Annotated in this window: 12 protein-coding genes; 6 read left to right on the top strand and 6 right to left on the bottom strand. The window is 64.6% G+C overall.

What is annotated here, in order from left to right:
* Positions 1–33 precede the first annotated feature (33 nt).
* Genes SMA01S_RS11260 through SMA01S_RS11250 form a run of 3 tightly spaced genes read left to right on the top strand, consistent with a single transcriptional unit; the run spans position 34 to position 3,105 of the window.
* Complete coding sequence (locus SMA01S_RS11260) at positions 34–477, top strand: GFA family protein (RefSeq protein WP_066821712.1); 444 nt, start codon at positions 34–36, stop codon at positions 475–477.
* Positions 458–1,219 (top strand): alpha/beta fold hydrolase, encoded by a 762-nt coding sequence (locus SMA01S_RS11255; RefSeq protein WP_066821710.1) that lies wholly within the window; start codon positions 458–460, stop codon positions 1,217–1,219. The genes SMA01S_RS11260 and SMA01S_RS11255 overlap by 20 nt, the downstream gene beginning before the upstream one ends.
* 56 nt (positions 1,220–1,275) lie before the next feature.
* A complete protein-coding gene (locus SMA01S_RS11250; protein ID WP_066821707.1) occupies positions 1,276–3,105 on the top strand; it encodes a M2 family metallopeptidase in 1,830 nt (609 codons plus the stop codon).
* A gap of 213 nt (positions 3,106–3,318) precedes the next feature.
* Here SMA01S_RS11250 and SMA01S_RS24930 read toward each other — a convergent pair whose 3' ends face one another.
* The 4 genes from SMA01S_RS24930 to SMA01S_RS11230 form a co-directional block, all read right to left on the bottom strand.
* Entirely contained in the window at positions 3,319–3,924 is a 606-nt protein-coding gene (locus SMA01S_RS24930; RefSeq protein WP_174543118.1) for a hypothetical protein, read from the bottom strand.
* A 93-nt stretch (positions 3,925–4,017) separates the two neighbouring features.
* Positions 4,018–5,454 carry an AMP nucleosidase gene (locus SMA01S_RS11240; protein ID WP_066821701.1) on the bottom strand — a complete coding sequence of 479 codons (1,437 nt, stop codon included), beginning with the start codon at positions 5,452–5,454 and terminating at the stop codon, positions 4,018–4,020.
* A gap of 329 nt (positions 5,455–5,783) precedes the next feature.
* Positions 5,784–6,098 (bottom strand): hypothetical protein, encoded by a 315-nt coding sequence (locus SMA01S_RS11235; RefSeq protein ID WP_084250249.1) that lies wholly within the window; start codon positions 6,096–6,098, stop codon positions 5,784–5,786.
* Between the two features lie 91 nt (positions 6,099–6,189).
* Positions 6,190–6,672 (bottom strand): peroxiredoxin, encoded by a 483-nt coding sequence (locus tag SMA01S_RS11230; protein ID WP_066821699.1) that lies wholly within the window; start codon positions 6,670–6,672, stop codon positions 6,190–6,192.
* A gap of 111 nt (positions 6,673–6,783) precedes the next feature.
* Between SMA01S_RS11230 and SMA01S_RS11225 the strand changes: the two genes are divergently transcribed.
* Together SMA01S_RS11225 and SMA01S_RS11220 are read left to right on the top strand one after the other, a co-directional pair.
* Entirely contained in the window at positions 6,784–7,347 is a 564-nt protein-coding gene (locus SMA01S_RS11225; protein ID WP_066821697.1) for a YqgE/AlgH family protein, read from the top strand.
* Positions 7,348–7,396: 49 nt separating this feature from the next.
* Positions 7,397–8,080, top strand: coding sequence for a GNAT family N-acetyltransferase (locus SMA01S_RS11220; RefSeq protein ID WP_066821695.1), 684 nt, complete (start codon positions 7,397–7,399; stop codon positions 8,078–8,080).
* Here the strand turns inward: SMA01S_RS11220 and SMA01S_RS11215 are convergent.
* Positions 8,077–8,928: a sigma-70 family RNA polymerase sigma factor gene (locus tag SMA01S_RS11215; protein ID WP_218016880.1), complete on the bottom strand. Its 852-nt coding sequence runs from the start codon at positions 8,926–8,928 to the stop codon at positions 8,077–8,079. The genes SMA01S_RS11220 and SMA01S_RS11215 overlap by 4 nt on opposite strands.
* Complete coding sequence (locus SMA01S_RS25000; protein WP_066821690.1) at positions 8,925–9,380, bottom strand: carboxymuconolactone decarboxylase family protein; 456 nt, start codon at positions 9,378–9,380, stop codon at positions 8,925–8,927. Before SMA01S_RS25000 ends, SMA01S_RS11215 begins: the two co-directional genes overlap by 4 nt.
* 168 nt (positions 9,381–9,548) lie before the next feature.
* Here SMA01S_RS25000 and SMA01S_RS11205 point away from each other — a divergent pair, with 168 nt between their 5' ends.
* The gene (locus SMA01S_RS11205) at positions 9,549–11,546 is read left to right on the top strand and encodes an acyltransferase family protein (protein WP_066821687.1); all 1,998 of its coding nucleotides are present in this window, start codon (positions 9,549–9,551) and stop codon (positions 11,544–11,546) included.
* The last annotated feature ends 122 nt before the right edge of the window (positions 11,547–11,668 follow it).

Here is an 11,668-nt window from a genome sequence, read left to right as displayed (position 1 = left end):
AAATTTTTGCGCAGTGCAGCATAGGAGGAGATCGTGACGGACAGGATGACAGGCGGATGTCAGTGCGGCCGCATACGTTATGTCGCTGAGATCGATGGCGATGATGCCTATTTATGCCATTGCCGCATGTGCCAGCGCGCCACTGGCGGTGTGTCGATCGCGTTTAGAAACGTGCCCAAAGCCGGAGTGACGTGGGAAGTCGAACCGGACCGTTATCGCTCGTCGCCCTTCGCGCAGCGCGGCTTCTGCTCGGTCTGCGGAACGCCGCTCACGTTCGAATTCGACGACGGCAAGAACCTCGATTTGACCGTTGGCAGCTTCGACGATCCGGGACGATTCAAACCGACCAGCCATTTCGGCAAGGAGAGCTGGCACGAGGCATGGCTTGACACCAGCACGCTTCCCGCCAAGCGAACCGACGAGCATCAGCCTCTGGTCGACAAATGGATGAACAGCGTTGGCAAACTCCCCGATTGAGCCGCAATATTTCGACAGTTTCGACGGCCAGCGGATGGCCTGGCGAGAGGTTGGAGAGGGGCGCCCGGTCGTCCTGATCCACGGTTTCTTCTCCGACGCCGAGACCAACTGGATCCGCTACGGCCACGCCAACCTCATCGCCGCCAGGGGGTTCCGCGTGATCATGCCCGACTTGCGCGCCCATGGATCGAGCGCGCGGCCGCACGACCCCGCCGCCTATCCGCCGGACGCACTGACCAAGGACGGGCATGCGCTGATCGCGCATCTCGGCCTCACCGATTACGATCTTGGTGGCTATTCGCTCGGGGCGCGCACGACCAGCCGGATGCTGGCAACGGGCGCCGATCCACGCCGCGTGATCTTTTCGGGCATGGGGCTGGACGGCCTGACCGCGGCCGATCGGCGTGGCGGCCATTTTCGCAACATCCTGACCAATCTCGGCAAGCACGAGCGCAACAGCCCCGAATGGTTCGCCGAGGCGTTCCTGAAAACCACCGGCGGCGATCCGCAGGCCCTGCTCGGGGTGATCGACACGTTCGTGAGCACGCCGCTCGACCAGATCGAGCGGTTCGCCTGGCCGACGCTATGCGTTAACGGCGTGGACGACGATGACAATGGCAGCGCCGCCGCGCTCGCCGATGCCTTGCCCAATGCGCGTTATGTCGAAGTGCCGGGCAATCATATGAGCGCGGTGGTCAAGACCGAGCTCGGCCAGGCGATCGCCGATTTCCTCGCCGCTTGACCGCGGGCTCCCGGCGGGATCAGTGTCGCTCCGACAAGTTCTGGGAGTCGTTGAACATGATCCGTACCGCGATGGCGTCGGGCCTTGCGCTCGCGCTGGTTCTTTCTGGTGCCGTGGTTCTCGCGACCGCGCCCGACAAGAACGCCCCGGCGACCGCGGCAGATGCCGACAAATTCGTCGCCAGAGCCGAAAAGGATCTGGCCGACATCTCGATCGACTCCAATCGTGCCGGCTGGATCAACGCGACCTACATCACCGACGATACCGACGCGATGGCGGCCGAGGTTAGCGCCCGCCAGACCGAACTCGCTGTGAAATATGCCGGCGAAGCGGCCAAATATCTCGACGTCCAGGGTCTGTCGCCCGACACCAGGCGCAAGCTCGACCTGATCCGCAACGGCATCACCTTGCCAGCGCCCTCGCGTCCGGGCGCGGCCGACGAACTGTCGACGATCGCGACCCGACTCCAGTCGGAGTACGGCAAGGGCAAAGGCACGCTCGATGGCAAGCCGATCAACGGGTCGGATATCGAAGCGGCGATGGGCACGACCCGCGACCCGGCCAAACTCAAGGAGATGTGGGTCAGCTGGAACGACAATGTCGGCGTGCCGATGAAGGCCGACTACGCGCATATGGTCGACATCTCGAACCAGGGCGCCAAGGAACTGGGCTATGCCGATGTCGGCGCGATGTGGCGGTCGGGCTACGACATGTCGCCCGACGATTTCGCCAAGATGACCGATCGTCTGTGGAAACAGGTCGAGCCGCTTTACCTCTCGCTCCACACTTATGTCCGGTGGAAGCTCAACGAGAAGTATGGCGATGCCGTCCAGCCCAAGACCGGTCCGATCCGTGCCGACCTGCTCGGCAATATGTGGGCGCAGGAATGGGGTAATATCTACGACGTGGTCGCGCCCAAGGGATCGGGCGATATCGGCTACGATACCGAGGCGTTGCTCAAGGCCAAGGGATACGACCCGATCAAGATGGTGAAGACGGGGGAGGGCTTCTATTCCTCCCTGGGCTTCGCGCCGCTTCCCGACACGTTCTGGGCGCGATCGATGATCGTCAAGCCGGCCGATCGCGAGGTTGTGTGCCATGCCTCGGCCTGGGACATCGACAACAAGCAGGACGTGCGCATCAAGATGTGCACCAAGGTCAATGCCGACGACTTCGTGACGGTGCATCACGAGCTTGGGCATAACTATTATCAGCGCGCCTATATGAACCAGCCGTTCCTGTACGAGAACGGCGCCAATGACGGCTTCCACGAAGCGATAGGCGATTTCGTCGCCTTGTCGATCACGCCGAATTACCTCGTTCAGATCGGCCTGCTCGACAAATCCCGCGTGCCGAGCGCGGACAAGGATACCGGCCTGCTGCTGCGCCAGGCGATGGACAAGGTGGCATTCCTGCCGTTCGGGCTGTTGGTCGACAAATGGCGCTGGGGCGTGTTCAACGGCTCGATCAAGCCCGACCAATATCAGTCGGCCTGGGACGCGCTGCGGCTGCAATATCAGGGCATCAAGCCGCCGGTCGCGCGCGATGCGTCACGCTTCGACGCGGGCGCGAAATACCACATCCCGGCGAACACGCCGTATATGCGCTATTTCCTGGCGCGATTGCTTCAGTTCCAATTCTACCAGGCAGCGTGCAAGCAGGCTGGCTGGACCGGACCGCTCCATCGTTGCTCGTTCTACGGCAACAAGGAGGTCGGCGCGAAGCTGCAGAAGATGCTCGAAATGGGCCAGTCCAAGCCTTGGCCCGACGCGCTGCAGGCGTTCACCGGCAGCCGGGAGATTTCGGGTCAGGCGATGGTCGACTATTTCGCACCGCTCAAGAAGTGGCTCGACGAGCAGAACAAGGGGAAACCGAGCGGATGGTGAATTGTCATTGCCACGAGCGTAACCCCTCTCCCCTTGTGGAAGAGGGAGGGGCCCGCTCGGCGTAGCCGAGTGGGGGGGTGAGGGGGCGACCGCGCCGCGGTCGCGCGGCGCTGAAGCGCCGCTCCCCTCATCCAAGCTTCGCTAGGCAGCAAGCTGCCAAGCTACGCTATCCTTCTCCCACAAGGGGAGAAGGTTTGAACATGGCGTCGTACTTCAGGAATCCGAATCCTTCGGCTCGCTCTTCCGGCTGCTGCCGCGCAACGTGAACAGTGCCGCCACCGCACCGATCGCACCAGCGATGCCGGCTGCGATGCCGCCGCGCTTGGCGATTGTTGCCGCGCGGCTTGGCGCGGCGGGAGCAGGCGCCGGTTTGGGTGAAGCGGCTGTCGGTGCAGCAGGGGCAGGCTTTGGCGCGGCTGCCTTAGGCGCTGCGGGCGCTTTGGCTGGCGCCTTGGGCTTCGCCGGCGCTTTGGCTGCTGCCTTCTTGTCGGCGGCAACCTTGACGGAGGTTGCAGGGGTAGTCGCAGCGGCTGTCCCAGCTGCCTTGGCCACGGGCTTCGCGGTCGCCTTCGGCTTTGCCGCGGGCTTGGATTTGGCAGGCGCCTTGGCAGGCGCTTTCGCCGCAGCCGTCGCCGGCGCCTTCGCTGCCGCCTTGGCAGGAGCCTTAGACGCTGCCGCAGCCTTCACCTCGGGTTCGGGGGTTGGCGTCACGGTGGCCTTCGGCGCCGCAGCAGCCTTGGGCTTGGCCGCGGCCTTGGGTTTGGCGGCCGCTTTCGCAGCGGCGGGCTTCGCAGTTGTCTTTTTCGGCGTCGTGGCCATGAGAGCTGATCCCCTGTTCTCGTTGGTCGCTAACGTCCGCGCATACCAGATTGTTTCAGGGTCGTGATAGCCCCGTGACAGTTGGGGGTGGCATTAGCGGAATGGCGGCTCGTTGAACGCGCGCAATTTACGGCTGTGGAGCTTGGCGCCTTCCTGGCGAAGCTCCTCGCAGGTCTGGATGCCGATCCGCATGTGCTCGTTGATCGCGCGTTCGTAGAAGCGGTTGGCCTGGCCGGGCAGTTTGAGCTCGCCATGGAGCGGCTTGTCCGAGACGCAGAGCAGGGTGCCGTAGGGAACGCGGAAGCGGTAACCCTGCGCCGCGATCGTCGCCGATTCCATGTCGATCCCGACCGCGCGGCTGAGCGAGAAGCGCAGCGCCGACTTGGTATAGCGCAATTCCCAATTGCGATCGTCGGTGGTCACGATCGTGCCCGTGCGCAGGCGGCGCTTGAGCTCTTCGCCCGACTGGCCGCTGATCTTTTCGGCGGCGCGCGCCATCGCCACCTGGACCTCGGCGATCGCCGGCACCGGGATTTCGGGCGGTAGCACGTCGTCGAGGACATGGTCGTCGCGCAGATAAGCGTGCGCGAGGACATAGTCGCCGATCCGCTGACTGGGCCGGAGGCCGCCGCAATGGCCAATCATCAACCAGGCCTCGGGGCGCAGCACCGCGAGGTGATCGCAGATCGTCTTCGCGTTCGACGGACCGACGCCGATATTGACCAGGGTGATGCCGGTGCGGTCGTCGGCCATCAGGTGATAAGCCGGCATCTGGTGTCGCCGCCAAGCGCTGGTATCCGCCAATACCGCCTCGATATCGTCGCCTGCGCGCAGCAGCACGCCGCCGGCGCCCGAGACACCGGTGAATCGGCTATCCTCGCCAAGCTGGTCGAACGCCCAGCGCACGAATTCGTCGACATAGCGGTGATAGTTGGTGAACAGCACGTAGCGCTGAACATGCTCGGGCGGCGTGCCGGTATAATGCCGCAGCCGCGCCAGGCTGAAATCGGTGCGCAAGCCGTCGAACAAGGCGAGCGGTCGCGCTTCGCCCGGTGTCGGCAGCCCATCAGCGATCTCGTCGCCGATATGCGCGAGTTCGGTCGCCGGAAACCAGCGCGCCAATTCTACCGCCGACACTTCGTCGAGGTTGAGCGCGTGGCTCGGGTCGAGGACATAGGGAAAGGGAATTTCCTGCCGCCCGGCGACCGCCGAGACCTCGACGTCGTAATCCTCGATCAGCAGCGTGAGCTGTTCGGTCAGATAATCGGCATAGATGCGCGGCTTGGTAACGCTGATGCGATAATCGCCAGCTTCCGACAGCCGGCCGAACGAGCGCAACGGGGTCGGGCGATCATGTTCGCCGCGATAGATCAGGCGGATTTCGGGATAGGCGAACGAGCCGTCGGTGCGCGACTTGGGATCGGGCGTCTTGCCGGTGGTGAGATAAGCCGTCAGCGCGTCCTGGAGACGTTCGACCGAGGCGGAATAGAGCCGATCAAGTTCGGCGACGATATCGGAAGCCTGCGTCATCCGCTGCGGATAGGGCCTGCATTCGTTCCCGGCAATGGCCGTGATTGCCGTCACAAGCTCGTTGGCGAGGAGCGCAGCGCAGTCGCGTAGCCCGCGCTACGCGCAAGCAAGCGACGACGACCAGCGAGCTTGTGACGGCAACCGCGAAGCGGCGGGCGGATTTGGGCGCAGGGCAGCGTCACTCGTCGGTCACGATGCTCTTCGGCATCGCTCTCTCCTCGCTCCTAGCCCTGCGCCCAAATCCGCTCCGTCACGACCGTTGCCGGGAACGAATGCAGGCCCTCAGCAGTCGGATGACGCTGGCAAGTCGTGGCCGTTACGCGGGTGCGTCAGCTTTTCTTCTTGGCGCCCTTCGACCCAGCGCTCGTGTTAGTGTCATCCGACATCAGTTTCGACGCGCCGAATGCGGCGCCCGCCACCGCGGCAGCGGCACCGGCGGCGATTCCGGCAGCCGCGATCGGATGCTCCTTGGCCGCGGCGACCGCGCTTTCCGCCGCGCTGGTCAGCGTCTCCTGCGCCTTGGACAGGAACGATTTGGATTCGGTGATCGCGGTGTCGAGTGCGCTTTCCGCAGTATTGATCGCACTATCGATCAGCGACGGATCCGCAGCGGGTGCTGCAGTGTTGGTGGTGTCGTCGGCCATTGGTATCTCCACAAAAACAGGACGCCGCGAGAACGCGGGGCTATCCCCTAGCGTTCCGGCGGCAAGCCCGTTTGTTTCGATGACGCGACGATCAGAGCTGTTCGAGCAGATGTTCCGCCGAGCTGACCTTGAACTCGCCCGGTGCTTCGACGTTGAGCTCTTCGACGACGCCATCGTTGACGATCATCGAATAACGCTGGCTGCGCTCGCCCATGCCGAACTTGGAGCCATCGAACGTGAGACCGACGGACTTAGCGAAATCGGCATTGCCGTCGGCCAGCATGGTGATCTTACCGGCGGCGTCATTGGCCTTGCCCCAGGCGCCCATCACGAAAGCGTCGTTGACCGACGTGAAGGCGATTTCGTCGACGCCCTTGGCCTTGATGTCCGCGGCCTTTTCGAGAAAGCCAGGCAGGTGGCGCGCCGAGCAGGTTGGGGTGAACGCGCCCGGAACCGCGACCAACGCGACCTTGCGGCCGGCGAAGAAATCGTCCGAGCTGACCTGTTCGGGACCATTCTCGGTCGCCTTGACGATGGTGGTGGAAGGAAGCTTGTCGCCAACGGCAATGGTCATGTCGTTCTCTCCTCATAGGCGCATCAACGCGCCGCGCGCCCGGCACTTGGCATCGCTGCCGGGAAATTCAAGCCGTGACGGCAGCGGTCCGACCGGCTTACACTGCAGATGATGGAGTCGGCGGCGCCTTTTCTGACCGGACAGTTTCTTCTCGCATTGCCGGGCATCGGCGATCCGCGATTCGAGCATGCGGTGATCGCGATGTGCGGGCACGATGCCGAAGGCGCGATCGGCATCGGCATCGGCGCGACGATCGGCGGGCTCGGGCTGCACGACGTGCTCGACCAGTTCGATATCGAGCCGGGCGAGGCACCCGACGCGCCCGTCCATTTCGGCGGACCGGTCGAGCCGCGCCGCGGTTTCGTGCTCCACTCGATCGATTGGTCGGGGCAGGACACGATCGAGGTCGCCGGGCGCTGGGCATTGTCGGGCACGATCGACATATTGAAAGCGATCGCCGAGGGGCAGGGGCCAAGCCGTTGGCTGGTCGCGCTTGGCTATGCCGGCTGGGGCGCCGGGCAGCTCGATAGCGAGATGCTGCGCCATGGCTGGTTCAACATTGCGGGTGACGAGCGGCTGTTGTTCGACACCGAAGCGGACGACCGCTGGACCGAGGGGTTCGAACGCGCCGGGATCGATCCGCGCTTGCTCGCGAGCCAGACGGGAACTGCCTGACGGTCGTCCGCTCTTGGCGCCCGCCTGGAGGATGCCTAGCACGCACGATATGGGATATGAGCAACTCGACCGACCGGTCTGGAATGCGTTGACGACGCGCTGGGCGGCAATCGCGGAAGGCGACCCGCGCGCCCGGCGGATGGATCGCGATTATGGCGTGTTCGGTGCGGCCGCCGATCGCTCGCCCGAAAGCCTCGCCGCGCTTGCCGCGCTGGTGCCCGAACAAGGCGAATTGTGGATGGTCGAGCGCGAGGACTGGCCCGCGCCGCCCGACACGCGCTTCGTGCGGCAAGCCGAATGCGTGCAGATGATCTGCGAGAGACTGGCCCCCGGGAAGGACCCGGCGTTCGAGATCGTCGAGCTCGGCAAGGACGACGCGCCCGCAATGTATGATCTCGCGATGCTGACCCAGCCTGGCCCCTATGCTGCCCACACCAACCGGCTCGGCGATTTCATCGGCGTGAAGCAGGACGGCGCGCTGATCGCGATGGCAGGCGAGCGGATGAAGATGCCAGGGCTGAGCGAGGTCAGTGGCGTCTGCACGCATCCCGACCATCGCGGCCGCGGCTATGCCGGCGCGCTGATGCGTGTCGTGGCGGAGCGCATGCTGGCGAGGGGCGAGACGCCGTGGCTCCATGCTTATGCCAGCAATGTCGGCGCGATCGCGCTTTACGAGAGCCTGGGCTTTCGTCTCCATGGCACCGTCACCGCGAGCATTCTCGTTAGGGCCTAGTGCAGCGCGCCTTCCAGGTGGCGCAGCTTGTCGGGGTTGCGCATCACGTAGATCGCCTTGATCCTACCGCCGTCGATCAGCAGCGCGGTGGTCTGGAGCACGCCGTCGGCCTCGCGCGTGACGAAGCCGGGCAGGCCGTTGATCCAGGCGAAGCGGATCAGTTCGCCGAAACGGCCCTGGAGTAGACGCTTGATCGCTGCATAAGTTCGCGTGACCTCGTCCGACCCGAGCATGATGCGTGCCGCTGCCGGCCGCTTGCCGCCGCCATCCGAGTAGAGGCTCACATCGTCTGCCAGCATCGCGCCCAGCACGCCGATTTCGCCGCGCGTGGCCGCGAAGAAGGCTTGGGCGATTTCCAGGCCATGCTCGCGCTCGACCGGAAAACGCGGCTTTTCGGCCCGGACATGCTCGCGGGCCCGGCTGGCGAGCTGGCGGCAGGCCGCTGGGTCGCGGCCGAGGCTTTCCGCGACATCGTCGAAACTCTCGCCGAACACGTCGTGGAGCAGGAACGCCGCACGTTCGAGCGGCGACAGCCGCTCGAGCGCGAGCATGAGGGGGAGAGTGACGTCCTCCACTTCCTCGGCCTCGACCACCGGCTCGGGTAGCCAGGGACCGACATATTCCTCGCGCTGGGCACGCGCCGACTTGAGCTGATCGAGGCACAAGCGCGTGACGACGCGGCGCAGGAACGCCTCCGGCACGCGAACGGCGTCGCGATCGGTGTCGGCCCAGCGCAGCCAGGCATCCTGCACCACATCCTCGGCATCGGCGACCGAGCCGAGCATGCGGTAGGCGACGCGCGTCAGCTTGGGCCTCAGCGCGTCGAATTGGGCAGCCGCGTCGCTCACGCTTTCCACCCGAGGCTCGGTTCGAACAAGTGGAAAGCGACCGCCAGGCGGTTCCAGCCGTTGATCACGTTGATCATCATGGTGAGCTTGATCTGCTCCTCCTTGCTGAACTGCGCATCGAGCGCGGCATAGACGTCGTCCGGCGCGCCCTTGTCCGCGATCAGCGTCAGCGCCTCGGTCCAGCCCAGCGCCGCGCGCTCGCGGTCGGTATAGCACGGCGCCTCGCGCCATGCCGAGGTCAGATAGATGCGCTGCTCGGTCTCGCCGGCTTGGCGCGCCTCGAACGTGTGCATGTTGATGCAATTGGCGCAGCCATTGATCTGCGACGAGCGGATCTTGACCAGTTCGAGCAGCGGCTTTTCGAGCCCGCTTTCAGCGACCGCGTTCGAGAGCGTCAGGAACGCCTGAACCATGTCGGGAGCGGCGGTATAGGGATTGAGGCGAGGGGTCATGATCGGTCCTTTTCATCAGGGTTGCGCAGACCTGACGAGACAGCGCTGACGGATGTGACATGGGCCGGAAAAAAATGTTAGTTTCGGCGCACTAGCGCGGGTCACTGACTTACCGTATGCCCTACGAAATTGGGGAAAGCGCATCCGCGTGAGTAGCCGGGGAAGGCCGTGAGCGTTGACGATCGGCCCAAGACCGCGGGTGCGTACAGGCCGGAGATCGACGGGCTTCGCGCCGTCGCGGTGCTGTCGGTTATGCTTCATCACGCCGGCTTCTCGCTCTTTGCCGGTGGCTATGTCGGCGTCGATATCTTCTTCGTCATCAGTGGGTATCTGATCACCGGCATCGTCGTCCGCCAATGCAGCGAGGGACGCTTCAGTCTCGCGACGTTCTGGGAACGACGGGCACGCCGGATCATGCCGGCGTTGACGTTCATCCTGCTCGTCTGCCTGCCGTTCGCGTGGTGGTTCATGCCGCCGGTCGCGCTGGCCGCTTTCTCGAAGAGCCTGTTCGCCTCATCTTTATTCTCGGGCAATTTCTATTTCTGGCGGCTGGAGGGCGGGTATTTCGCCGACGATAGTGGGCAGATACCGCTGCTCCATTTGTGGAGTCTCGCCGTCGAAGAGCAATTCTACCTGCTCTTTCCCTCCTGCGTTTATCTCATCTTTCGGTTCGCACGGCGGGCGTTGCGACCGGCAATCATCGTCGCGCTGCTGGCCTCGCTCGTACTGTGCGCGGTGGCCGGGCATATCGCGCCTGCTGCCAATTTCTTCCTGATTCCGATGCGCGCATGGGAGTTGCTGGCGGGCGCGGCATTGAGTCTGTGGCCATCGCGACGCGATGCGTTCGCCGCTCGGGGCAGGGCCAGCGATCTGTTCGCTTTGATCGGCGCGGCTTTGGTGGTCGTACCGATCTTCCTGCTCGACGACACGAGCGGTTTTCCCTGGCCGTGGGCACTGCCGCCGGTTGTTGGGACGGTCCTGCTGCTCGCCTTCGCGACGCCGCGCACGGTGATTGGCTGGATATTGGCCTCGCGCCCGTTCGTCGCGATCGGATTGATCTCGTACAGCGCTTATCTCTGGCACCAGCCGGTGCTCGCGTTCGCGCGCCTGATCTCGTTGAATACGCCCGGAACGCCGGCGCTGATCGGGTTGCTGCTGTTGTCGCTGGCACTCGCCGCGCTGAGCTGGTGGTTCGTGGAGCGCCCCTTCCGGCGCCGGTCGTTCCTGACCCAGCGAGTCGTTCTCGCTTCCACGGTAGCGGCCGCGCTGGTCATGGCGACGATCGGAGCGATCGGCTGGCTCGGCGCGGGCTTTCCTGGCCGATTGCCCCCGCGCATCGCGGCGCTTGCCGAGGCCCGGCAGGCGGGGCTGGAGCGGCTGGAGGCGTGCAACGACGCTTCGGGCACACGACCGCCTTGCCATGTCGGAAAGCCCGGGCCGGTGACTGTTGCCCTGTTCGGCGATTCCCATGCCGAGGCGTTGGTGCCGGGCGTCGACGCGTTGATGACGATCGCCGGTCGCAGGGGTATCGTCCTGGCTCGACCCAATTGTCCGCCGGCGGACGGCGTGGGGGTCATGCCCAACCGCGATGCGGCGTGCGTGGGGTTCACGCATGCCGCGGTGAAATCGCTGATCGCCACGCCGGCTATCGACACCGTCATTCTCGCCGCGCGCTGGCCGCTGGCGCTCGAAGGCAGTTATTTCGATAATGGCGAGGGTGGTGTCGAATCCGGGCCGCGCATCACGGCACCGAGTGAGCAACAGCGGCAGCAACTGGCCAACGGCTATCGAACCACGGTCGCTCGGCTGCTGGCCGCGGGCAAGCGGGTGGTCGTGATCTATCCCATTCCCGAGGCCGGCTGGTCCACCCCGGACTATCTCGTGAAATTGGATCGGCTGGGCCTGCCGATCGTCGGTCCGACTACGAGCTATGCGCGGTACAAGAAGCGTCAGGCGACGGAGATCGCACTGCTGGACAGCCTGGGGCAGCATCCCGACTTGATCCGCGTGTACCCCGACCGAGCCCTTTGCGGGATCGCCCATGCCGGGCGATGCGAGACGATGATTGGCGGGACGTCGCTCTATATTGATGACGACCATCTATCGGCGGAAGGCGCGCGGATGGCGTTGTCCTCGTTGACACCGGAGATGCTCAAACGGCCTTGACCACCCCGCGGCGAAGGCCGTTCGGCGCATCATATAAAGAAATCTTTATATCGAGATTGCAATCGCGCCGCCGGTTGGCTAGGGGGAGCCGCATCAACCGACTTTTGCGGAGATTTTTGACG

This window comes from Sphingomonas mali NBRC 15500, assembly GCF_001598415.1.
In the GTDB taxonomy this organism is placed as follows: Bacteria; Pseudomonadota; Alphaproteobacteria; order Sphingomonadales; family Sphingomonadaceae; genus Sphingomonas; species Sphingomonas mali.
Note: the sequence above shows the minus strand (reverse complement) of the source record. Positions and strands in the feature narration are given on the sequence as shown.

Coding starts and splice junctions, on each gene's coding strand:
- SMA01S_RS11250 (WP_066821707.1), top strand. CDS start 1,276: ATGATCCGTACCGCGATGGCGTCGGGCCTTGCGCTCGCGCTGGTTCTT.
- SMA01S_RS11220 (WP_066821695.1), top strand. CDS start 7,397: ATGGGATATGAGCAACTCGACCGACCGGTCTGGAATGCGTTGACGACG.
- SMA01S_RS11240 (WP_066821701.1), bottom strand. CDS start 5,454: ATGACGCAGGCTTCCGATATCGTCGCCGAACTTGATCGGCTCTATTCC.
- SMA01S_RS25000 (WP_066821690.1), bottom strand. CDS start 9,380: ATGACCCCTCGCCTCAATCCCTATACCGCCGCTCCCGACATGGTTCAG.
- SMA01S_RS24930 (WP_174543118.1), bottom strand. CDS start 3,924: ATGGCCACGACGCCGAAAAAGACAACTGCGAAGCCCGCCGCTGCGAAA.
- SMA01S_RS11235 (WP_084250249.1), bottom strand. CDS start 6,098: ATGGCCGACGACACCACCAACACTGCAGCACCCGCTGCGGATCCGTCG.
- SMA01S_RS11225 (WP_066821697.1), top strand. CDS start 6,784: ATGGAGTCGGCGGCGCCTTTTCTGACCGGACAGTTTCTTCTCGCATTG.
- SMA01S_RS11230 (WP_066821699.1), bottom strand. CDS start 6,672: ATGACCATTGCCGTTGGCGACAAGCTTCCTTCCACCACCATCGTCAAG.